The organism is Leifsonia tongyongensis, assembly GCF_010686705.1.
Lineage (GTDB): Bacteria > Actinomycetota > Actinomycetes > Actinomycetales > Microbacteriaceae > Diaminobutyricibacter > Diaminobutyricibacter tongyongensis.
Genome location: NZ_JAAGWY010000001.1, coordinates 1158165 through 1180074 on the forward strand (window position 1 = coordinate 1158165; position 21910 = coordinate 1180074).

Annotated in this window: 22 protein-coding genes; 15 read left to right on the forward strand and 7 right to left on the reverse strand. The window is 64.5% G+C overall.

The genetic code is table 11. The annotated features are described in order from the left end of the window. The first annotated feature begins 46 nt into the window (after positions 1 to 46). The 11 genes from G3T36_RS05600 to G3T36_RS05650 all read left to right on the forward strand — a co-directional run bounded on the left by G3T36_RS05600 (position 47) and on the right by G3T36_RS05650 (position 11711). Complete coding sequence (locus G3T36_RS05600) at positions 47 to 622, forward strand: TetR/AcrR family transcriptional regulator (RefSeq protein ID WP_163288567.1); 576 nt, start codon at positions 47 to 49, stop codon at positions 620 to 622. A 55-nt stretch (positions 623 to 677) separates the two neighbouring features. Beyond that, complete coding sequence (locus G3T36_RS05605) at positions 678 to 1268, forward strand: TetR/AcrR family transcriptional regulator (RefSeq protein WP_163288568.1); 591 nt, start codon at positions 678 to 680, stop codon at positions 1266 to 1268. Between the two features lie 216 nt (positions 1269 to 1484). Next, positions 1485 to 3692 carry a beta-glucosidase family protein gene (locus G3T36_RS05610; protein WP_163288569.1) on the forward strand — a complete coding sequence of 736 codons (2208 nt, stop codon included), beginning with the start codon at positions 1485 to 1487 and terminating at the stop codon, positions 3690 to 3692. Next, positions 3689 to 4345 (forward strand): GDSL-type esterase/lipase family protein, encoded by a 657-nt coding sequence (locus G3T36_RS05615; RefSeq protein WP_163288570.1) that lies wholly within the window; start codon positions 3689 to 3691, stop codon positions 4343 to 4345. The genes G3T36_RS05610 and G3T36_RS05615 overlap by 4 nt, the downstream gene beginning before the upstream one ends. A gap of 33 nt (positions 4346 to 4378) precedes the next feature. Next, positions 4379 to 6064, forward strand: coding sequence for a glycoside hydrolase family 3 protein (locus G3T36_RS05620; RefSeq protein ID WP_163288571.1), 1686 nt, complete (start codon positions 4379 to 4381; stop codon positions 6062 to 6064). Beyond that, positions 6040 to 6633: a fibronectin type III-like domain-contianing protein gene (locus G3T36_RS05625; protein ID WP_205245015.1), complete on the forward strand. Its 594-nt coding sequence runs from the start codon at positions 6040 to 6042 to the stop codon at positions 6631 to 6633. Before G3T36_RS05620 ends, G3T36_RS05625 begins: the two co-directional genes overlap by 25 nt. 55 nt (positions 6634 to 6688) lie before the next feature. After that, positions 6689 to 7975 (forward strand): MFS transporter, encoded by a 1287-nt coding sequence (locus G3T36_RS05630; RefSeq protein WP_163288573.1) that lies wholly within the window; start codon positions 6689 to 6691, stop codon positions 7973 to 7975. A 9-nt stretch (positions 7976 to 7984) separates the two neighbouring features. Then, positions 7985 to 9010: a Gfo/Idh/MocA family protein gene (locus G3T36_RS05635; protein WP_163288574.1), complete on the forward strand. Its 1026-nt coding sequence runs from the start codon at positions 7985 to 7987 to the stop codon at positions 9008 to 9010. 55 nt (positions 9011 to 9065) lie between these two features. After that, on the forward strand, positions 9066 to 9638 hold the full coding sequence (locus G3T36_RS05640) for a TetR family transcriptional regulator C-terminal domain-containing protein (protein WP_163288575.1): 573 nt from the start codon (positions 9066 to 9068) through the stop codon (positions 9636 to 9638). A 97-nt stretch (positions 9639 to 9735) separates the two neighbouring features. Continuing rightward, complete coding sequence (locus G3T36_RS05645) at positions 9736 to 10593, forward strand: alpha/beta fold hydrolase (RefSeq protein WP_163288576.1); 858 nt, start codon at positions 9736 to 9738, stop codon at positions 10591 to 10593. 227 nt (positions 10594 to 10820) lie between these two features. Next, on the forward strand, positions 10821 to 11711 hold the full coding sequence (locus tag G3T36_RS05650) for an aldo/keto reductase (protein WP_205245016.1): 891 nt from the start codon (positions 10821 to 10823) through the stop codon (positions 11709 to 11711). Positions 11712 to 11755: 44 nt separating this feature from the next. On the opposite strand, the gene G3T36_RS05655 is transcribed toward G3T36_RS05650, so the two are convergent. Next, on the reverse strand, positions 11756 to 12688 hold the full coding sequence (locus tag G3T36_RS05655) for a LysR family transcriptional regulator (RefSeq protein ID WP_163288578.1): 933 nt from the start codon (positions 12686 to 12688) through the stop codon (positions 11756 to 11758). 122 nt (positions 12689 to 12810) lie between these two features. On the opposite strand from G3T36_RS05655, the gene G3T36_RS05660 reads away from it, so the two are divergent. Continuing rightward, complete coding sequence (locus tag G3T36_RS05660; RefSeq protein ID WP_163288579.1) at positions 12811 to 14049, forward strand: MFS transporter; 1239 nt, start codon at positions 12811 to 12813, stop codon at positions 14047 to 14049. A gap of 61 nt (positions 14050 to 14110) precedes the next feature. After that, positions 14111 to 14533: a carboxymuconolactone decarboxylase family protein gene (locus tag G3T36_RS05665; protein ID WP_163288580.1), complete on the forward strand. Its 423-nt coding sequence runs from the start codon at positions 14111 to 14113 to the stop codon at positions 14531 to 14533. Here the strand turns inward: G3T36_RS05665 and G3T36_RS05670 are convergent. Together G3T36_RS05670 and G3T36_RS05675 are read right to left on the reverse strand one after the other, a co-directional pair. Then, positions 14530 to 14898, reverse strand: coding sequence for a LysR family transcriptional regulator (locus tag G3T36_RS05670; RefSeq protein WP_163288581.1), 369 nt, complete (start codon positions 14896 to 14898; stop codon positions 14530 to 14532). The genes G3T36_RS05665 and G3T36_RS05670 overlap by 4 nt on opposite strands. A gap of 23 nt (positions 14899 to 14921) precedes the next feature. Beyond that, entirely contained in the window at positions 14922 to 15149 is a 228-nt protein-coding gene (locus G3T36_RS05675; protein WP_163288582.1) for an RNA-binding S4 domain-containing protein, read from the reverse strand. A gap of 131 nt (positions 15150 to 15280) precedes the next feature. Here G3T36_RS05675 and G3T36_RS05680 point away from each other — a divergent pair, with 131 nt between their 5' ends. Continuing rightward, positions 15281 to 15607: a hypothetical protein gene (locus tag G3T36_RS05680; RefSeq protein ID WP_163288583.1), complete on the forward strand. Its 327-nt coding sequence runs from the start codon at positions 15281 to 15283 to the stop codon at positions 15605 to 15607. A gap of 11 nt (positions 15608 to 15618) precedes the next feature. Here G3T36_RS05680 and G3T36_RS05685 read toward each other — a convergent pair whose 3' ends face one another. The 4 genes from G3T36_RS05685 to G3T36_RS05700 form a co-directional block, all read right to left on the reverse strand. Continuing rightward, positions 15619 to 17085, reverse strand: a complete 1467-nt coding sequence (locus G3T36_RS05685) for a DHA2 family efflux MFS transporter permease subunit (RefSeq protein ID WP_163288584.1) — start codon at positions 17083 to 17085, stop codon at positions 15619 to 15621. 147 nt (positions 17086 to 17232) lie between these two features. Further along, entirely contained in the window at positions 17233 to 18162 is a 930-nt protein-coding gene (locus G3T36_RS05690; protein ID WP_163288585.1) for an alpha/beta hydrolase, read from the reverse strand. A 12-nt stretch (positions 18163 to 18174) separates the two neighbouring features. Further along, positions 18175 to 19416 carry an AGE family epimerase/isomerase gene (locus G3T36_RS05695; RefSeq protein WP_163288586.1) on the reverse strand — a complete coding sequence of 414 codons (1242 nt, stop codon included), beginning with the start codon at positions 19414 to 19416 and terminating at the stop codon, positions 18175 to 18177. Positions 19417 to 19424: 8 nt separating this feature from the next. Then, positions 19425 to 20393: an alpha/beta hydrolase fold domain-containing protein gene (locus tag G3T36_RS05700; RefSeq protein WP_163288587.1), complete on the reverse strand. Its 969-nt coding sequence runs from the start codon at positions 20391 to 20393 to the stop codon at positions 19425 to 19427. Positions 20394 to 20610: 217 nt separating this feature from the next. On the opposite strand from G3T36_RS05700, the gene manD reads away from it, so the two are divergent. Further along, positions 20611 to 21861 carry a D-mannonate dehydratase ManD gene (manD, locus tag G3T36_RS05705; protein ID WP_163288588.1) on the forward strand — a complete coding sequence of 417 codons (1251 nt, stop codon included), beginning with the start codon at positions 20611 to 20613 and terminating at the stop codon, positions 21859 to 21861. Positions 21862 to 21910 lie beyond the last annotated feature (49 nt).

Below are 21910 nucleotides of genomic sequence, written 5' to 3' on the forward strand. Positions count from 1 at the left end.
CTACACTAGAGAACGATGGTTCTCAACGCAAGGGGACAAACGACAAATGACCAACGACACGATCGAGCACGAGCACATCGTCCGGGTGGCCGACCAGCTCTTCTACGAACGCGGCATTCACGCGGTCGGCATGGACGCCATTCGCACGGCTGCCAGCGTTCCTCTGAAGCGCCTCTACGCCGAGTTCGCCTCGAAGGATGCGCTACTGGCGGAGGTCTTGCATTACCGGTCGGGGATCTGGGATGCGGGGATAGCGACCGCCGCGGCCGCCGCGACGACTCCGCGCGACAAGCTGTTGGCGATCTACGACTTCCTCGACGAGTGGTTCCGAGCCGAAGACTTCCGCGGATGCGGCTTCATCAACGCCTTCGGCGAAATGAGCGCGGTCTCGCCGGCCGTGGTCGAGATCGCGCGCGGTCAGAAGGAACGGTTCCAGCGATACGTTTCCGCTCTCGTCGATGAGCTCGGTGCCCCGCCAGCCCTCGCCGACCAGCTCGCCATCCTCGCCGAAGGGGCACAGACCACGGCGGCGATCAGCGGGAGCCCTAATGCGGCCGCGCATGCCCGCGCGGCTGCCTCAACGCTCATCGATGCAGCACTGTCCTCACGGGCGGCCTCGTAAGAACCGCTCCCAGGATCCGGGTCGGCTGATGCCGATTCCCCGTTACGCTGGATCGATGCAGGCTCAGACAGCGCGACCGCGCCCTCGGCGGCTCGAGGCGAGTGAGAGACGCCGGGAGATCATCGAGGTGAGCACGCAGCTCATCGCTGAGCGCGGCTACCGCGGAGTATCGCTCGACAATATCGCCGAGGCCTGCGGGATTACGAAGCAGGGACTGCTGCATCATTTCCGTTCCAAAGCCGAACTCCTCGTCGCGGTGCTCGAGTATCGCGACGAAGTCGATCTTGCGGAGTCGACCCGGCGTGCGCCGAGGTCGCTTACCAGGGCGGGATTCCGCGAGGAGATCAGGGAATCCGCCAGGCGCAGCATTGCGCGCCCTGGAATCGTTCAGCTCTATGCCGTGCTGAGCGCCGAGGCGCTGGACCCCGAGCATCCGGCCCACGCGTACTTCATCCGGCGCCTGAACTGGACTCGCGAACTCCTGCGCCAGGGGGCCGTGTCCTGGCATCCCGATCCTGAGGGATTCGCGATCGAGCTCCTTTCGTTCATCGATGGCCTCCAGCTGAACTGGCTACGTGACCCCTCGATAGATCTCGAGGCCCGAGCGCTCCAGTACGTCGACCGGATCCTGGCCGAGTACTCGTAACGGGGCGGCACGCGCCGTTTCGCAAGCGTTCGAGGTCCAATTTCCGGGGCGTCGCGAGCCCGCGCGCGACGCCGTGGCACCCGTTTGCTTCGCGGGTGTCGCGTTGACCAATGCGTGATCGGCGCCAACTTGCGTTTGCCTCCATGTCGTCGTAAAGTCGCTAACTACCAATTGGTAAGTTAGCGACTTTCCTACGGACGTCGACACAGGAGTCACATGTCATCCCCTGCAACCCCGGCCGCGCTCAGCGCACGCGAGTTCGCTGCATCCGTTGGTCGCATTCGTGGGGGAGGCTCAGCGCCCACTGAAGCGAGCCGCCTGTTCGACCAGCTCACTGACGACGAAAGACTGGGACTGCTCGACGGTGACTTGACCTTCGCGCAGGGCCTGAGGAGCATGGCGAAGGGCGGTTACAACCACACGCCCTATATCGCTGGCGCGGTCGAGCGTCTCGGGATCCCAGGGATCCGGTTCACAGACGGCCCGCGTGGAATCGTCATGGGCGACTCGACCGCATTCCCAGTCGCGATCGCACGCGCCGCGACGTTCGACTGCGATCTCGAAGAGGAGATCGGGCAAGCGATCGGAATGGAAGGCCGGGCCCAGGGAGCAAACCTCTTCGGCGGTGTCTGCGTCAATCTGCTGCGCCACCCCGGCTGGGGGCGGGCGCAAGAGTCCTACGGCGAAGACCCCATCGTGCTGGGCGAGATGGGTGCCGCCCTCACACGGGGCGTCCGCACAGAGCTCATGGCATGCGTCAAGCACTTCGCGCTCAACTCCATGGAGAATGCGCGGTTCCGGGTCGACGTAACGGCGACCGACCGGGATCTGCACGAGGTGTACCTGCAACACTTCAAGCGCGTCGTGGAAGAAGGCGCGGAATGCGTCATGAGCGCATACAACTCGGTTAACGGTCAGTGGGCCGGCGACAGCTCCGTACTCCTCACGGACATCCTGCGCGACGAATGGAAATTCGACGGGTTCGTCATGTCCGACTTCATCTGGGGGCACCGCGACCCGATCGGTTCGGTTGGCGCCGGCCTTGACCTCGAGATGCCGTTTCGGCAGCAACGAGCCAAAGCGCTGCCGTCCGCGCTCGCCGATGGAAGGCTTCGTCGCTCCGACCTCCGGCGGGCAGGAGAACGACTGCTCCGAGCCCAACTCGTGTGGGCATCCGCCCACGCGGAGGCTGCACCGCCGATGTCGGTGGTCGCATCGGCGAACCATGCCGCGCTTGCGCGCCGCGCCGCGGCGCAGAGCGCCGTCCTGCTGCGCAACATTCCTTACGGCGCGAACTCCGGAAACGCCCTCCCATTCGACCGATCGGTGAAGTCGATCGCGGTCCTCGGTCAGCTCGCGTCGGAGCCGAACCTGGGCGATGCGGGCAGCTCGAAGGTGCGGGCGCCGTACGCCGTCTCCATCCTCGAAGGCTTGCGAAATCGCGCCGGCGTCGAGGTCCGGTACGAGTCCAAGCGTCGCGAAGACATGCTTCGCGTTGCCCGCGAAAGCGATGCTGCCGTGGTCGTCGTCGGTATGGGGGCAAAGGACGAAGGCGAATCGATGCTGGCCACCGACAAAGCCGCGGCCAGACTGATCCCCGGGCTGACAGGCAAGGTATTCACGCTGCTGGGCACGCTCACCGCGCGAACCGGAACCGCAATGGGAGGCGACCGGCACGACCTCGGCCTCAAGCCGAACGACATCGAGCTCGTCAGGTCCGTGGCTGCCGTGAACCCCCGCACGGTGGTCGTGATCATCGCGGGCAGCGCCATCACCCTCGAAGAGATTCGCGGTGAGGTGTCCGCAATCCTCTACGCCTGGTACCCCGGAATGGAGGGCGGGAACGCCATCGCAGACGTGCTCTTCGGCGACGCCGAGCCGGAAGGCCGACTGCCCTTCGCCATCCCCGCCTCGACGGAACACCTGCCCCACTGGGACCCGGACGCGAACAGCGCGACCTACGACCGGTGGTGGGGGTACCGGATGCTCGACCGCGACCACCATCAGCCCGCCTACCCGTTCGGGTTCGGCCTGGGGTATAGCAGCCACTCCCTCGACAGCATTGCGGTGCGCCACCTTCACGGCGCGATCGTGGCGACCGTCACGATAACCAACACGGGGGATTCGAACTCGAGTTCAGTCGTTCAGGTCTACGCGACACACGTTCATCGCACACCGGACGAGTACGCGAAGCAACTCATCGGGTTCGCCAAAGTGCGCACGGTTGCCGGTCGGACCACCACAGTGGACGTCGCCTGTTCGCTGGCACCAATCAGCCGACGAGACGGCGAATCCCACGAATGGCGAGTGCTCGCAGGCGACTACGAGATCTCCGCAACCCAGTTCGCGGGGGATCCCGACGCGGTCAAGGCCACGCTTACGATCCGCTCCGCCCACGCCGATGAAGGAGTACAAACCCCATGAGCACGCGCACCACAAGGAGCGCTTTCGGACGTCGTGTCGGCCGAATACTCTCGCGGACCGTCATCAGCCGCTTGCTTCGCACGGCACAGGATGCGCGGAGAGCACAGTTCAAGGCGCTCGGCCCGCAGCGAGCGCACATCGTGATGCTCGGAGACAGCATCACGGAGTTCGGTATCTGGGAGGAATGGTTTGCGGACTCACCGATGTCGAATCGAGGAATCGGGGGCGAGATCAGCGGTCAGGTTCTCACTCGCCTGAACTCGGCCATCGACCGGCCACGCGCGGTTTTCCTTCTTATCGGTACGAACGACCTGGCGTTCGGCATCCCACGGGACGAGATCGTGCACAACGTCGCGACCATCGTCACGACGATCGAACAGCTGGCGCCCGGTACTCCCGTTGTGCTGCAGAGCGTCATGCCGCGGGCACTCGCCTTCCGGGACGAAATCCTCGCGCTCAACCAGCTCTATCGGGAGCTCGTGGAGGCGGCTCCCGCGCACGTACGCTACCTCGACCTCTGGCCGGCGCTCGCCACCCCCGAAGGCGCACTCCGCCCCGAATTCACCGAAGACAAGCTCCATCTGAACGGCAATGGATACGCCGCGTGGGTCAAGCAGCTCCAACCGATCGTGACCGAACCCGCTCGGGCCTAGATGCGAAACCTTTCAGAAGATATGGAACAGAAGATGACCTCTGGCGAAAACGTCGGTACTCCTCCGTCGACCGACGAGAAGATCTCTTTGCTGAGCGGGGAGAGCTTCTGGCAGACCGCGAAGGCGCCGGGAGTGCCGCACCTCGTGCTCTCGGACGGTCCTCACGGCGTCGGGAGTGCGGCGGTGGCCGACGTCCTCGGCCGGGACGGGGTTCCAGCGTCGATCGCCTTTCCTACCTCATCGACGCTTGCATCCAGCTGGGACCGTGAGCTGGCTCGAAGACAGGGCGCCGGCATCGCGCAGGAGGCTCGCCGGCTCGGTGTGAACGTCCTGCTCGGCCCGGGTATCAACATCAAACGCACGCCCCTCTGCGGCCGCAACTTCGAATACCTTTCGGAGGATCCCGTTCTGAGTGGGGAACTCGGAGCGGCGCTGATCTCTGGCATCGAGTCAGGCGGGGTCGGTGCGACGGTCAAGCACTTCGCCGCCAACAACCAGGAGTTCGACCGGATGGTGGTGAATGCAGTCGTCGACGACCGGGCGCTCCGGGAGATCTACCTCAAGGGTTTCGAGATCGCGATCCGAAAGGGCAGGCCGACAGCAGTCATGTCCGCCTACAACTCGGTCAACGGCACTCCCGCCGTCGCAAACCACTTCCTGCTCACGAACGTGCTTCGAGCCGAATGGGGGTTCGAGGGAATCGTGATGTCGGACTGGGGCTCGGTCGATGACCGATTGGCTTCCCTTCGTGCCGGTCTCGACCTCGAGATGCCCGGATCGAACGGTGTCGGCTTCAGCGCAGTAAGGGCCGCCCTGGAGAGCGGCGAGATCGACGAGTCGCTGATCGATGAGTCGTTCACCCGCATTGTGGATGCCGCCCTTCGGCTTGCCCAGAACAAACCGGTCGATCCGACCCAGGACAACGGTCAACTTCGGCAACTCGCCCGCCAGATCGCCGGCGAGTGCATCATCCTGTTGCGCAACGAGGGGAATCTACTGCCGCTCGATACAGGCTCGCCGAATGTGACCTTGGCCGTCGTCGGGGCCTTCGCCGCCCATCCACGTATTCAAGGCGGCGGGAGTTCAGGAGTCGTCACCGGCGCGCTGACATCCGCCCTCGACGAGATCACGGACCAGGTTGGAGGTGCCTCAGTCGTCTATGCACCTGGGTACGACTCCGACGTGACGAACGATAGCCTGCTCGCGAATGCAAGGAACGCAGCCGAAAGGGCAGACGTCGTCCTGCTCTTCGTCGGACTCAGCGAGCTCATCGAAGCCGAAGCGTACGACCGCAAAGACCTCGACCTTCCCGAGTCCCACACCCGCCTCATCCATGAACTGGCCGCTGCGAATGACAACGTCGTCGTCATTCTGCACAAGGGGTCCGTCGTCGACATGTCCGGGTGGAACGACAAGGTCCGGGCGATCATCGACGTCGGCCTCGGCGGAGAGGGCGTCGGGGGCGCCACCGCGGACGTCCTGTTCGGAAAGGTGAACCCGTCCGGTCACCTCGCGGAAACAGTGCCGCTTCGACTGCAGGACACCCCCGCGTATCTGAACTATCCGGGATCGCAGAACAGGGTCGTCTACCACGAGAGCATCTGGGTCGGGTCCGCTACTACGACAAACGCGAGCTCGACGTGCTGTATCCCTTCGGGTACGGGCTCAGCTACACCGAGTTCGAATTCGGAAAGTTGTATCTCGAAACCACGGATGTGATGGCTGGCGACAGCGTGACGGGGAGCGTGCTCGTCACGAATGTCGGAAAACGTGCAGGGAAGACCGTCGTCCAGATATACGTTCACGACGTCGATTCGAGCGCGCCGCGCCCCGAGAACGAACTCAAGGCGTTCGAGAAGGTCGCACTCGAACCCGGAGAGTCCAAGCTGGTGCGGTTCACCCTGCCGGCCGATGCCTTCTCGTTCTGGGACGAGGCGAGGTCCAGGTGGACGACCGAGAACGGCGCGTTCGACATTCGGGCGGGAGCCTCGTCGCGCGACATCCGCTCCTCCGCAACGCTGACCGTTCGGGGAGGCGTCCAAACCGCCGAAGTGCTCACACCGAAGTCGCCGCTTCGTCAGTTCCTGGGCCTCGAGGGCGCCCGAGAGGTCATACAGCAAGCGACCGACAGCATCCCACTCTTCGCGGGCGTCTCCCAGGCAGATGTCCTGACCCAGAAGATCGTCGATGAAGTGATCAAAGGGATGCCACTGGGCCGCCTCGTGACGGCCACCGAAGGCCACTTCTCCGAGCAGGAGATGGACAACCTCCTTGCCTCGATCGACTGAGCGATCCGTCCCCAACCAGTTCCGCCTCACCGCCTCTACAAGGAAGTAGAAAGACATGACAATTCCACCGATTTCGCTTGAAGCTGCCGACTCGCCTTCCAACCCGGTTGCGTTCGACCACGAGCTGAGCGCCCTGCCCAAGCAGCGCGCCCTGCTCTGGACGATGTTCGTTGCCAACCTGGGAATGGCGACACTGTGGGGAGCGATCGGCTCGATCTTCCTCGCGGTGCAGTTGCAGACGCTCAATCCGGACAACAAGGTCGGCTCGCTGTCACTGGCCATCGGTCTTGGAGCAATCGGCGCCATGGTCGCGTCGCCGATCGCGGGAACCCTGTCCGATCGCACGCGCACGCGAATCGGTGGCCGAGCCCCGTGGATGATCGGTGGCCTCGGTGTGGCTGTCGCCGCGACCGTCTACATGGGCTTCGCGACCAGCACTATCGAACTGATCATCGCCTTCGTGGTCGTGCAGGTCGGCACCAGTTTCGTCGCCTCTCCGCTCATCGCCCATATCCCGGATCGCGTCCCTTCCGGGCGACGTGGGGTGTTCTCGTCGATCAACGGTCTGGGTACGCTCATCGGGTCCGTCGTTGGTCAGGCTGTGGGTGCCGCCTTCTCCGGATCCATCCCGTTGGGCTACATCGCAGTGGCTGTGACCTTCGGCGTCGCGATCGGGGTGTTCCTGATTGTCAATGCCGGGCAGTCGAACGTCGGTGTGCCCCGGGAACCCTTCGCCGTCACCGATCTGCTCCGCACGTTCTGGGTAAATCCCATCAAATACCCCGACTTCTTCTGGGCATTCACTGGCCGGTTGCTGATCATCACCGGCTACTACCTGGTCGGCTCCTTCGGCCTCTACATCCTGCAGGACTACATCGGGCTGGGCGCGGGAGCCGTGAGCGTGGTACCGATCGTCGGAGTGTGCGTGCTGGTCGGCATCATCTCGTCCACGATCATCGCCGGCCCACTGTCCGACAGAATCGGGAGACGGAAGATCTTCATTTTCATCGCCTCAGCGGTTCTCGCGGTGTCGATTCTGATCCCCTTCGTCTGGCCCTCAGTCGCCGGGATGCTCACCTTCGCATTTCTGAGTGGATTCGGCTTCGGCGCCTACCAAGCCGTCGACTACGCACTCGTCACTCAGGTCCTGCCATCGAAGGAGAACGCCGGGAGGGATCTCGGCATCATCAACATCACCGCGACCCTGCCCCAGACCTTCGGCGTTGCTGTCGCCGGGCTCATCGTCGTCCTTTTCGGCGGTTATGCCGCGCTCTTTCCGATCGCGGCAGCGATCACGATAGTTGGTGCGGTCGCGATCATTCCCATTCGCTCCGTCAGATAGGTGTCTGCGATGAATTCTGTTCGTATCGGCGTGCTGGGAGCAGCGCAAATCGTCAACCTGGCCATGATCAAGCCCGCAAGCGCCACATCGGGGGTGGACGTGGTGGCACTCGCTGCTCGCGAACTCCCGCGCGCACGGAAGGTCACGAATCGCCATGGGATTCCCAAGGCATATGGCAGCTACTCTGAGCTGCTCGCAGACTCAGAGATCGACGCCGTCTACATTCCGCTTCCGCCGTCGCTCCATGGAGAGTGGACGGCGGCGGCGCTGGACGCAGGCAAACATGTGTTGATCGAGAAGCCCTTCACTGCCAATGGGGACGAGGCCGCGCGCGTGGTTTCCAAGGCGACACAATCGGGGTTGGTCGTAATGGAAGCGTTTCATTCTGCGTTTCATCCGCTCGTCGATGATCTGCGCGGGATACTCGCCTCGGGGACCATCGGTACTCCCATCGGCGCGTCCGGGGTGTTCTCCGTCCCCATCCCACCGGGAAAGAGCACCCGCTGGAACGAGTCGCTCGGTGGCGGAGCCCTGATGGATGTCGGGTGCTACCCGATTCGAATGATGCAGAGCGTGTTCGGATCGACACCCCACGTGCTCAGCGCGAATGCGCTGAAGTCCGAAGGTATCGATCGGGCAATGGTGGCGACGCTTCAGTTTCCCAACGGCCCGCGCGCAATCATCCACGCGAGCATCTGGTCACCTCTCTTCAAACTGCCCCGACTCACGATCACGGGCACCGAGGGGCAGCTGAGCGTGAGTAGCCCGTACCACCCGCAGTTCGGGAGCACGATTCGGATCCGTTCCAGTGCGGGAAGGATGAAGAGGCGCGTTTCGAAAGCATCCACCTACGATCTGCAACTCGCGGCGTTCCGGGACGCAATACGACTCGGCAAGCCTCTGAAGTCCGGGCTCAATGATTCCCTGGCGATGATGCGGGTCATCGACGAGATCTACCTGAAAGCAGGAATGAATCGGCGAGAACCGTTCGAGATCGACTATCAGCAGAAGTTGCGGGGAGGTCAGAACACGTGAGAGTGGAATTTGACACTCTCGCCTTCCAAGATGACTGGTCATATAAGATGGATGGATGGCACGTGCAAGCCTGAAGGAGCAACTGGTAACCCGGTCCGCGCCGGTATTCCTCGAACGCGGTTTCAACGCTGCGAGCGTCAATGACATCGTTCAGGCAGCGGGCGTGCCGAAGGGGTCGTTCTACAACCATTTCGTAAGCAAGGAAGAATTGGCGATCGAGGTCTTGCGGCGCTACGTCGACGATCTTGGGCTCGACGAACTCGCCGACCCCGCGGGCTCCGCCATCCAGCAGCTCCGCGAGCATCTGATGGCGAACATCACGGCCCGTGAGGCCGCCGGCATCGAATTCGGATGCCTGCTGGGCAATTTCAGTACAGACACCGTCGCACTCAATGAAGGTCTCCGGGAAGCGGTTGCGCTGGGCTTTGCGCGCTGGACGGAGGCGGTCGCGAGCGCGATCGGTCGCGCCCAGGCTGCGGGGGAGATCCGGAACGCCACTGATGCCGACACTCTGGCCAGGTATATTGTCGCCAGCTTCGAGGGGGCCATCGCCCAGGCCAAGACGTTGAGGGCTGACGGCCCCATCGCCGACTTCCTGTCGGTCACGTTCAACAGGGTTCTGACCTAGTCGCGCCCAGGCCTTGTCTTGGCGGGATAGCTGCGTCTAGAATTCAAGACGACCGGTCATATTGAACCGAGATCGGATCAGGAAGGGATAGAACGAAATGACGAACACACTCGAGCTGGTCGAGACGGAACTCAGGCATGTGCAGGGCCCGAACGGCGTGAGCTACGCCTATCGGCGATTCGGCCAGGTCGGCGAGGGGGTACCCCTGGTCTTCCTGCAACATTTCCGTGGTGATATCGACAATTGGGATCCGGCGCTCATCAATCCGATTGCAATGCACCGTGACGTGATCCTCTTCGACAACGTCGGCATCGGATCGACCTCGGGAAAGGTCCCGAACACTGTCGAGGAGATGGCCCGGGACGCCGCTGCATTCATTGCCGCGCTGGGCCTCGATCGGGTGGACCTGTTCGGCTTCTCGCTTGGCGGCTTCGTCGCGCAGGCCATCGCCCTGGGCGGGCACGCCATCGTGCGCCGCCTGGTCCTGGCTGGAACCGGTCCGCAGGGGGCGCCCGGCATGGGTGCATGGGCACCTGACGTTGTAGAGCGCCTAGTGGTGCGGGAACAGCCGGGTGGCGAGGACGTGCTGTACGTGTTCTACGCTCACACGCCGTCCAGCCAGGGTGCGGGCGCAGCATCGCTGGGCCGGATCTTCGAGCGCCAGGAAGGACGTGACTCGGGGGTGTCGCTCGAGGCGAAGGACGCCCAGTACCGGGCGATCGTGGCCTGGGGTGAACCCGACGGACGCGTGTCCGAGCGGCTGGCCGCCATCGTGCCGCCGACGCTGATCCTTCAAGGCGACAACGACATCATGATTCCCACCGAGGCCAGCCGCATCCTCGCCCAGCACATCCCGAACTCGAGGATCACGATCTTCCCGGATGCCTCGCACGGCTCGATCTTCCAGTATGCGAGCGAAGCAGCGGCAGAGACGGTCGACTTCCTGGCCGAGTGATCGTCCGCACCGTCACCAGACGGAATCACCCCGGAGGGACGCGTCGCTGCCGCCGTCCAGCATGCTCGCAGCGGGATCTTCGGCGAGCCGGCTTGCGCGCGCGACGGCTCCGGGCTCGTCCGCTGCGCGGAAGGCCGTCAGGAGCGCCTCGTCGCCCGGCGTGATCGCGGCCTACTTTTAAAGTAAGCCGACTACGTCATCCGCAGACACCGGAAGGAATGCAACCCATGACAGAAAAGTCCAACGCGAGGCGCCGGACCGTGACGATCGGCGGCGACCTGACCGTCGGCGACGTCGGTTTCGGGGCCATGCAGCTCACCGGCGCGAAGGTCTGGGGCGATTACCCCGACCATGACAAGGGTGTCGCACTGCTACGCGAGGTCGTCGCCGAAGGCGTGACCTTCATCGACACCGCCGACGTCTACGGGCCGCATTCCAACGAAGAGCTGATCCGAGAAGCGTTGCACCCCTATCCGGACGAACTGGTGATCGCAACGAAGGGTGGCTTCATCCGTGGTGGGCCCGAGTACAGCGACATGGGCGCGAGCGGCAGCAAGTTGTACCTGCGCCAAGCCGCCTACATGAGCATCCGTCGCCTCGCCCTCGACCGGATCGATCTCTACTACCTGCACACACCGACGTTCACCGACGCGCCGTTCGAGCAAGCGGTCGAGACGTTGGCGGGGATGAAGCAGGATGGCTTGATCCGGCACATCGGGCTATCCAATGTCAGCGCTGACCAGCTCCGAGCCGCACTGGCCATCACGGACATCGCCGCGGTCACCGTGCACTACAACGTCGCGGTCCGGGTCGGCGCAGCCGTGCGCGCGGTCGCCGAGGAACAGGGCATCGTGTTCTCGCCCTGGCATCCTGGCGCCGTCCCGGGTGGGAAAGACGGGAATTCGTTCCACGCGGTCATCGACCCGATCGCGGCGAGGTATCACGCAACACCTCAGCAGATCGCGCTTGCGTGGCAGCTCCACCGCACGAAGAATGCCCTGCCGATCCCCGGAACCACAAGCATCGAGCATCTGAAAGAGAATCTCGCCGCCGCGGGCATTCAGCTCGACCCCGGCGAGGTTGAAGCGATCACCGCGCTGGCACCCGAGGACGCGTGAGGATAGGGCGTACCAGTAGAAGCCGGGATGCGCGCCAGAGTGGCTCAGAGCGCATTCGCCGATCTTGGAACGGCCGGAGGGTCGTTGCGGATGTGCCAGACCTCGTCGATGAACCGCGTCACCGCTGGCTCGAGCTCGCCGACCGACGGAATCGCCAAATGGAGGTGGCGCTCGAGTTGAACGTCGGCGATCGGTATGAGGAGAACGGACGGCGTGGGTTCGGCGATGGCGGGGTGGCTGAGACCGCCGGGGACGATCCCGATTCCGACGCCGGCGCCGACGAGTTGCAGTACGAGGTCCCAGGAGTTGGTTTCGCAGACGACGCTTCGCCCGATGCCGCGTCCGGCGAACGCTGCGTCGTTGAGAAGGCGCGACGTCCAGGTCGGGGGGACTTCGACGAACCTCTCGTGTTCGAGCTGCGACAAGCGCACGCTCTTCTCGCCGGCCAACGGATGCGTTGTCGCGACCGCGAGTTTCATGGGCTCGCGCCCCAGCTTCACGAGGCGCAGTCGGTGTCCCGCGCTCGGCGGCGCCGGAACGATCGCGCAGTCCAGTTCGCCCGTTTCGACCATTGCCAACATATCCAATGCAGCTAGTTGCAGGATCTCGACGGTGATCCCCGGGTAGTCGCGGGCGAACCGGGCGACGTACTCGGTCAACGGCACGACGTGCTCTGCCGACTGCATTGCACCGATGCGCAGGGTGCCGGTGATCGCCTCGCGCGTATCGAGTACGGCTTGTCGGGCATACCCGGCACTGCTGATCGTGCGACGGGCCGGACCTTCGAGTGCGAATCCCGCTGTGGTCAGGCGAATCGGTCGACTGCCGCGCACGTAGAGAGGGGTCTCCAGTTCGCGTTCCAGCGCGTGGATCGAGTTGGAGAGCCCCGACTGAACGATGTGTTCACGCTGGGCCGCACGGGTGAAATTCTGTTCTTCTGCTAGTGCCAGAAAGTGGCGGAGTTGTCTCAATTCCATCGGTCGCCTTCCATCTGTTCTACAGATTGTAATTCGTTGGGCGTACTCCACGAGGGATGAAATCAGCCGGCCTCATCCTTACTCTCTCGGAGGCAGATTGCCTTCTGATTGGAGAACTCACCATGGCTATCGCAACCGCGGACGACGCAGGGCTGCCACACGCCCGGTCGCAAGCACGGCACCTCACCGGGTTCTGGCTGGTGACTGGTGCAGTCGTCATCCTGCAGGCGTTCGCTACGCTTCCTACTCCGCTCTGGCCGCTCTACGCACAGCAGGACGGACTGAACTCGACCCTGGTGACCGTGGCATTCGGAATCACGGTCGTCGGCACGGTCGCCGGGCTCGTCTTCTTCGGGCACCTGTCGGATCGCTTCGGTCGACGTCGCATCATCGTGCCGGCCCTGGTCGTCGGCCTCGTCGCCGCAGTCGTGATGATGGTGTGGCCCGCGTATCCGGGACTCCTGGTCGGGCGCTTCCTCACGGGGCTCGCGGTGGGGCTGGTCGCATCCACCGCCACGACCTACCTGTCGGATCTTTACCGGGCCGCACGACCATCCAACGCGCTGTCTCGTTTCCCCGCTACCGTCGCATCCATCGCGGTCCTCGGCGGCCTGTCGCTCGGCCCGCTCGTCTCGGGAGTGATCGCACAGTGGTTCACCGCCCCGTTGACGACGTCGTATGTCATCTTCATCGTGGCGATGAGCGTCGGAACAGTAGCGGTCCTGCTGAGCCCGGAGACCGTTGACCGGCGGGCGCTCCGCAAGGAGGAGACGCGGCGATTCCGACTCCGGGATGGTCAGCGCCTGGCCTTCATCGGAGCGTCCGCGGTGGCGTTCTGCTCGTTCGGTGGGTTCGGAGTGCTTCTGTCCCTCGGCTCGTTGATCGTGCAGAACGAGCTGCATGTCGCAGCACCGGTCGTCTGGGGATTCGCGGCATTCGTGGCGCTCGGGGTATCCGCCGTTTCGCAGATCGCCCTTGGAGGGCTCTCGCCTCGTTGGATGCTGGGCCTGGGCACCGGCGCCGCAGCGGTCGGGTTCCTGGTCATCATCGTCGGACTGTTCAACCCGTCGCTGACCCTCTTCCTGATCGGCGCGGGTATCGCCGGCGCGGGGCTGGGCCTGCTGTTCAAGTCTGCTCTGGCCGTCGCGGTGACGACCGCCGATCCGGCCTCGACGGCGGGCGTGATCGCCATCTTCTTCACGATCACCTACCTGGGACAGGGCCTGCCGCCGGTACTGCTGGCGATTGCTACCTCGTTCGTGAGCCCTCAGGTCGGTCTCAGCGCGTTCGCTGTGGTCATCGTCGCTGTGACTCTAGTCGCCGCGCGGCTGCAGGTTTCGGCGCTGCGCAAGAGCAGCTGATTGCCGGTGATTCCCGGCCCTGAGAGGATCGGGGGCGTAACGCCGGGAGGAAGGAAACACCATGGCACAGGACAATTCGGATGAGCGCCGGTACGAGGATGCCCTCGATACGGCGGAGCAGCTCCTCGGGTTCCGACTTGAGCGATTCCTCGGCAGGGGTCAAGGCGAACCAGAGAACAGCGGTGATTTCAAACGCTTGGCAACCATCCACACCTTCGGCGATTCATGGCCGCGAACCCAGCATCTCGACACCCGTACCCGTGCCCTCGTTTCGGTCACCATCGCCGCATCGCTCGGCATCCTGGAGCCGCTTCGCGGGCAGCTGCGAATCGCGCTGAACAGTGGGGTCACACCCGAGGAGATCGTCGAAGCCTTCATTCACATCGAGGCGTACGCCGGAGCGGCGCGCGCTTTCGACAGCTACGCGATAGCGCAGCAGGTCTTCGCTGAACGGGCGCACGAAGCCGGCGGTGATTCGCGCTAGCGGCCCTGACGCTTCTTGAATGGCTTCGGCTGTCCCTTCACGGCGGGGGCACGGCCCTTGCCCTTCGAGGCCTTGGCTTTGCCGCCGGCCGGAACGACGGGCTTCTCGACCGCGGCCGGGGCTGCCGCGATCTCGTCTCGTGCCGTCGCAAGAAACAGGGTTCCGGCCTTGGTCAGTCGGGTTCCTGTGGGGTCACGGATGAAGAGTGGAGATCCCACTTCGTCTTCAAGCTTCGAGATCGACGAGTAGAGAGCAGCGAGTGGGATGTTGAGTGCGCTTGCTGCACGCGGAAAATGCAACTCCTCGGCCACGGCGACAAACCGAATGAGCAGGGTGATATTCACAAAAAGACCTTCTTGGATCATGGATCGGCACGACCACGACGTTGTTACGGGCGGACGCGAACGCTGCGTCCCTCGAAGGTGACGATGTCGCCGAATTGAAGCTGCCGTCCGCGGCGGCGATCAACCTCACCGTTCACGGTCACGAAGCCGTCGACGATGGCCTCCTTCACGTTTCCACCGGAGTCCAGGAGCCCAGCGAACTTCAGAAACTGCCCGAGGCGGATGCCCTCACCACCGATCGGGACGTCTTCGATCGGAGCCGCGTTCGTCATTCCCGAATGCTAACCCACGAGGCGCGGACACTGAGCTGATCGGTCGACGGATGGGGCGGGTTCTGCGGTGTCGTCGTGCGGTGTAGCGTGCGGGGGAGGCGAGGCATCTGGCCGGCGCGGAGGGGACAATCATGGACGACCGCATCCCGGAGGACGGCATCTTCGACGACGACGAGATCGGCGAGGCCGACGCCGGCGAGACCCCCGGCTGGGTCGACCCCACTGAGGGGGAAGTCGACTACGCGCTCAACGACCCGATCGCGGAAAAGGAGTTCGCCGACGAGCTCGTCACCAATGACGCCGTGGCGGGTGAGACCGTCTGGCCCGGCGCCGGCGGGCCGTTCGGCGGTGAGCCACCTGAGCCGGAGCCCATACTCGACGAACACGAGCATGTGCTCGAGCGCGACCCGGAGGAAGCCGTCCTGACGCGGGAAGAGGCGGAGGAAGAGGGCATCTGACCTGCGACGGACTACTCCACCACCTGGTCGACGACCGTGTCGGGCTTTGCTCGACGTGCGGGCCTGATGTTCTCGCCTGCCGATCGCGACATCATCAGCGCCTCGACCACGGGAACGAGGGTCAACAGGGCGATGATCGCGAATGCCACCTGGAACTCGGCAACCGATCCTGATGCGTTGAACCAGCCGGCGATCGGCTGGCCGACGGTGAGGGCGACGGCGCCGATCGCGACACCGTAGCTGGCGGCCAGCTGCTGCACCGTTGAGGCGAGCGTGTTCGCATCCGTCATGTCCGCATCCGGGATGTCCGCGAAAGCGATCGTGTTGTATGCGGTGAACCCGATCGACCTGACCACGCCGCTGAAGAACAGCAGTGCGATGATCGCGGCGATCGGGGTCGATTGAGTCAGGAGGGCTTCGAGGGCCATGCTGAGCGCGGCGCCGATCGTCGCCCAGATGAGCACGTTCCGGAATCCGAAGCGGGTGAGGAGCGGGGTGGTCGCGGGTTTGATCACGAGGTTGCCGAGAAACAGGAACAGTACGAGAGCACCGGCCTGGACGGGAGTCCAGCCGAACGCATCCTGAAAGAAGAGAGGGAGCAGGAACGGGACTGCCGAGATGGTCAGGCGGAAGAACGATCCGCCGGCGTGGGTCACCCGGAAGGTCTCGATGCGGAAGGCACGGAGGTTCAGCAGCGGGTTCCTTGCCCGGAGCAGGTGGAACACGGCCCAGGCCGTGACGATGACGCCCACCGCGGCGGCGATGACGACGGCGATCCACGATGGCGAGGGCGAGACCAACAGCGCACCGAGGTAGACGAGCGCGCCCGGGCCGACGCAGACGAGCACGAATCCCAGGCGGTCGAGCCTTCTGGGCGTCCCGCGTTGCTCGTGGGGGACGACCTTCACCGCGACGATGAACGCCGCGATTCCGAGTGGCACGTTGATCAGGAAGATCCACGGCCAGGTCGCATAAGTGGTGATCAGTCCGCCGAGCAGAGGGGCGATCACGGGTGCGAGAAGGGCCGGCCAGGTGATCAGGGCGATCACCCGGATCAGGTCCTGCTTGCCGGTGGCCCGAAGGACCGCGAGCCGGCCGACAGGCACCATCGTCGCCGCGCCGATTCCCTGGAAGACCCGCAGCACGGTGAACTCGGTGAGGCTCGTGCTCGTCGCGCATAGCGCGGACGCCACGGTGAAGATGACGATCGCGACGAGGAAGACGCGACGGGCACCGAAGCGGTCAGCCAGCCATCCGCTCAGCGGAATCAGCACGGCCAGGGTGAGGAGGTAGGCGGTGATCGCGATGCTCACCGACGCGGAATCGACTCCGAACGAACGAGCGATACTGGGCGCCGCCGTCGCGATGATCGTGCCGTCGAGGATCTCCATGAAGAAGACCCCGGCGACAAGCAGCGTCAGCGCGGTCTGGCCGTGGTGATCGTTGCTTCGTGGTCTCGCTCGCCTGTTTGGTTTCATAGCCCTTCAAACCTAGAGCCAGCGGCTGAGTCGCGATTTGACGCTCAATCTGTCATCTGTAAGATATGGCGATATCTTGCACCTGTTAGAGAAGCCTTCGATGACGAGGAGCGGCCGAGCGTCCCGTAGGGCCGGCCTTCGCGCAGCTCACCGACTGACGAGCTGCTCGCCCCGATGGAACGCGCCGAGCGCTGCATTCGCGTACGCGCGCCACTCGGCGGTAATCCCCCCGTGGGTGACTCCAGCGAACGTCGCGGTGACGACAGGGACCCCTGCGTCGCTGAGGCGAGCGGCGTAGGCCTCGCATTCGTCGCGGCGCGGGTCCAGCTCACCGTTCATGAACAGGGCAGGTGCCGCCCCCGACAGCTCGGGAGAGAAGAGCGGTGAAGCCAGCGGATCGGCTCGCTGGGCGACAGAAGACAGATACAGGTCGATGAGCGCGAGGTCCGCCTCGCGGGTGGTGTCGTGGTCCGGGGCCGGATTTCTCCAGGCGTTGGAGGACTTGGTCAGATCGGTGCCGGCCATCTCGAGTAGCTGGAAGCCGATTACGGGCGACCGTCGTGACTGTGCGAGAAGTGCGACGGCCGCGGCGAAATTGCCGCCGGCGGATGCGCCGCCCACCGATGTCCTCGTCGGGTCGATGCCCAGCTCGTCGGCTTCTTCGACGAGCGCGCCGAGGGCCGCATAGGAGTCCTCGATCCCTGTCGGGAACCGGTACTCAGGAGCGAGCCGGTACTCGACCGATGCAACCAGGCAGTGGGATTCGATGGCGCGATCTGCAAGATCCGCATCCAGGCTTCCGTCGAACGCCGAACCGAAGATGAACGCGCCGCCATGGAGGTACAGGTGAAGAGGGAGGGGATTGTTCGTGCCGATCGGACGATAGAGACGCACCGGTACGCCGCCGGCTGCGGTGTCGTCGATGTCGATATCGGGTCGGCATGGCCGTGACGAAGCCACGAGGAACGCACTGATCGCGGTTCTCGCCTCAGCGATGTTGTCGGCCGTGAGTGGCCCGATCGACTCGAGTTGCGAGTAATCCGGTTGAGCTTCGTCCGTGCTCGGGCGGTGGGACATCTGTGTTGCCTTTCAAGAGGGAGGTTGCAGCGCGGCTACCGCGCGGGAGGAACGGATCGCGGATGCGAGCGAGGCTGTCAGGGGAAGCCGAGGCAGCAGCGTCGCTTGGAAGGCGTGGTAGACATCGGCCTTTCCCTTCTTGACCGTCGATGCCGGGTGGCCCGTCGCATCGAGCTCGTGGTGCCAGCTACCCGCGCCTCGGTCGATGAAATGGTCCTCCGCCCAGTGCCACCATTCGTCGTAGCGGAGTCGGTACGCTTCGTTGCCGGTGACCTGGTGCATCGCCGCGGTCGCCCCGAGAGCCTCGGCGAGCACCCAGTGGAGGCGCTCGGTGACGACCGGTCGGCCCTCCCAATCCACGGTGTAGAGGAAACCTTCGTGGCCGTCGGCATTCCATCCGTCCCGTTGAGCGCGCGCGAACAGCTGACGTGCGGCGGGAAGAAGCCAGTCGGCGTCGGGTCGGGCGGCGCGCATGTGGAGGAGCAGCCGGGACCACTCGATCCCGTGACCGACCGTCGACCCGAAGGGCCGGAAGGGGTCGGCGGGGTGTTGCTCGTTGTAGCGCAACGCAGGTGACCAGTTCGAGTCGAAGTGCTCGACGATCCGCCAGTCGGTGTTCCGCGCAACGGAGTTGACGAGAAATGCGGCGATCTCGAGGGCCCGATCGGCCAGCGCCGGGTCGCCCGTTGCATCGCTTGCGGCCAGCAATGCCTCGACGGCGTGCATGTTGCTGTTGCCTCCACGGTAGGTGTCCAACGAGCTCCAGCTGCGATCCCACCGTTCGCGCAAGAGCCCGGACTCTGGTTCGCGGAACCGTCGCTCGATGACTCCCAAGGCTTGCGCGAGCAACTCTGCCGCGCCCGGTCGGCCCGCGCTGGTCGCGCTCGCCGCGGCCAGCAACACGAAGGTATGGGGGTAGGCCGCCTTCTCGTCCGTCAGCGGACGCCCTGCCCGATCCGTCGCCGTATACCAGCCACCGTGTCGGTCGTCGTGCAACGGGCCGGTGAGTGCGGCGATGCCGTGGTCTGCGTACTCGGCCGCCCATTCGTGGCCGAGAAGAACCGCGAGGGAGAACACATGGGTCATCCGGGCGGTGAGGTAGGTGTGGACGGTGTCGTCCGCCATCGGTGAGCCGTCGGAGTCCAGCCAGCCGTAGCCCCACTCCGGAAGTCGGGCGTTGCGCGCAAAGGCGAGCAGCCGCTCTCCTTCAGCTCGCAAATACTGCGGGCTGCCCGGTCGGGTGCTGTGCATCATGGCGTTGTCTACTCCGGCAGTTCAATGGGGCGTCCGGCCAGCGCAGCCCGGTTGGCCGCCGCCAGGACGGCGTTGACCTCGGCCCGCCAGTCACGCGCCGGCTGCCAGTCCGGCAGTGCCACGGATCCGTGGACGTGACCCGCCATCGTGCGGCTGACCGCCGGGACACCGGCATCCTGCAACCGGGCAACGTAGGCCTCGCACTCATCCCGGCGTGGATCGAACTCTGCGTTCATGACGTACGCCGGCGCGACCCCTTCCAGGTCGGCGGCGAAGTAGGGGGAGACATAAGGGTGGACACGTTCCGCGGGTGACGAGAGGTGCCGGTCATTCCACGCCACATCCGCTTCGCGGGTCGAGTCGTGCCCAGGGCCGGGGTTGCGCCACGCATGCGACGAGCTCGTGAGGTCGAGGCCCGCGATCTCGAGCAGCTGCAGGGCGATCCGTGGACCGTTCTTGTCGCGCGCCATCAGTGCCACGACGGCGGCGAGATTGCCGCCTGCGGATCCGCCTCCCACGGTCACGACGTCGACGTCGACCCCGTATTCGTTTGCCTGCGCGATGAGGCCGGCGAAGGCCGAGTAGCAGTCATCGACCCCCGCCGGGAATGGATGCTCCGGCGCCAGTCGATACTCCACGGATGCGACCAGGCATCCGGCATCGAGGGCGCGGCGGGCGAGGAGGCCGTCCAGTTCTCCCGACAGTGCGGACCCGAGGATGAAGCCACCCCCGTGGTAGTAGACGTGCAGCGGAAGTGTGCGCTCCGAGGGCGGTCGATAGAGGCGCACGGGCACGTCACCGATGACGACATCCCTGATCTCCACCCCGTCCACAGGGCCATCCGACAAGTCGTTGTCGGTCTGGATCGCGGTCGCCCGGATCATCGCCAGAACCGCTGGGTCGTCGAGGTCGAGGCCTGCCCCGCCCATCGAGTGGTAGCGATCAAGCAATTCGCGTACTGGGGCGTCGAGTTCCACGTCCGCCTCCTTGGGGATAGATGGGATGAATATGGGAAGATTCCCTATTGATGGGATAGTAGATTCGCCGAGATCGATAGTCAAGTTCCGCTATGACGGCAACATTGAGTAGATTTTGACCCATTGCTTGACAAATTGTGTCCCACAATGTGCAATATACGCATGAAACATCCCATCTTTACGGATGTCTTCACAACCTCAGGAAAGTAGTTCATCCATGCTGATCGAGTCCGCTGAGGTACTCGTCTCGAGTCCCGGTCGCAATTTCGTGACCCTTCGCATCACCACCGACGACGGTGTGACCGGTCTCGGTGACGCGACACTGAACGGCCGTGAGCTCTCGGTCGCGGCCTATCTCTCCGAGCACGTCGTCCCGCTGCTGATCGGGCGGGACCCTGCGAACATCGAAGACACCTGGCAATACCTCTATCGGGGCGCCTATTGGCGCCGCGGCCCGGTGACGATGGCGGCGATCGCCGGAGTGGACACCGCTCTCTGGGACATCGCGGCCAAAGTCGCGAAGCTGCCGCTCTACCGGCTGCTGGGTGGCCGCTCCCGCACCGGTCTCCTGACGTACGGGCACGCATCCGGCGTCGACCTGCCGGAACTATTCGACTCCATCCGCGAACATCTCGATGAGGGATACCGCGCCATCCGTGTTCAGACCGGCATTCCGGGTCTCCCGTCCGTCTATGGCGTAGCGCACAGCCGCAACGCAGCCGAGGGCGCGGGCAGTGGTTCGGATGCGCGCTACGACTACGAGCCGGCGCGGCGCAGCGCGCTCCCGGTGGAGGAGACCTGGGACACCCGGGCATACCTTCGGCACATCCCCGGGGTCTTCGAGGCCGTCCGCAACGAGTTCGGCCCGGAGCTGATCCTGCTGCATGACGCTCACCACCGGCTGACGCCGATCCAGGCGGCGAAGCTCGGCAAGTCGCTGGAACCGTACGACCTGTTCTGGCTCGAAGACGTGACCCCGGCCGAGAACCAGGCGGCGCTGCGGCGGGTGCGCGAGCACACCACGACCCCGCTGGCGATCGGCGAGGTGTTCAACACGATCTGGGACTACCGGGAGCTCTTCGAGGAGCAGCTCATCGACTACGTGCGCAGTCCTGTGACCCACGCCGGCGGAATCACGGGCTTGCGCCGGATCTTCGACTTCGCTTCGGTCTACCAGATCAAATCGGGCGCCCATGGGCCCACCGATGTGTCGCCGGTCGGGCTCTCGGCGGCGATCCATCTGGGAATCGCGATCCCGAACTTCGGCATCCAGGAGTACATGCAGCACTCGCCGACGACCCACGAGGTCTTCCGCACGACGTACACCTTCGAGAACGGTTCGCTTGCGCCATCCGACGCGCCCGGGCTGGGTGTCGACTACGACGACGATGTCGCTGCGGCGCATCCGTACGAACGTGCCTACCTGCCCGTCAACCGGCTTCTCGACGGGACCGTCCACGACTGGTAGTCGACCGTCGAAGCCCTTTCATCCACTAAACCCAACCACACATAGGAGT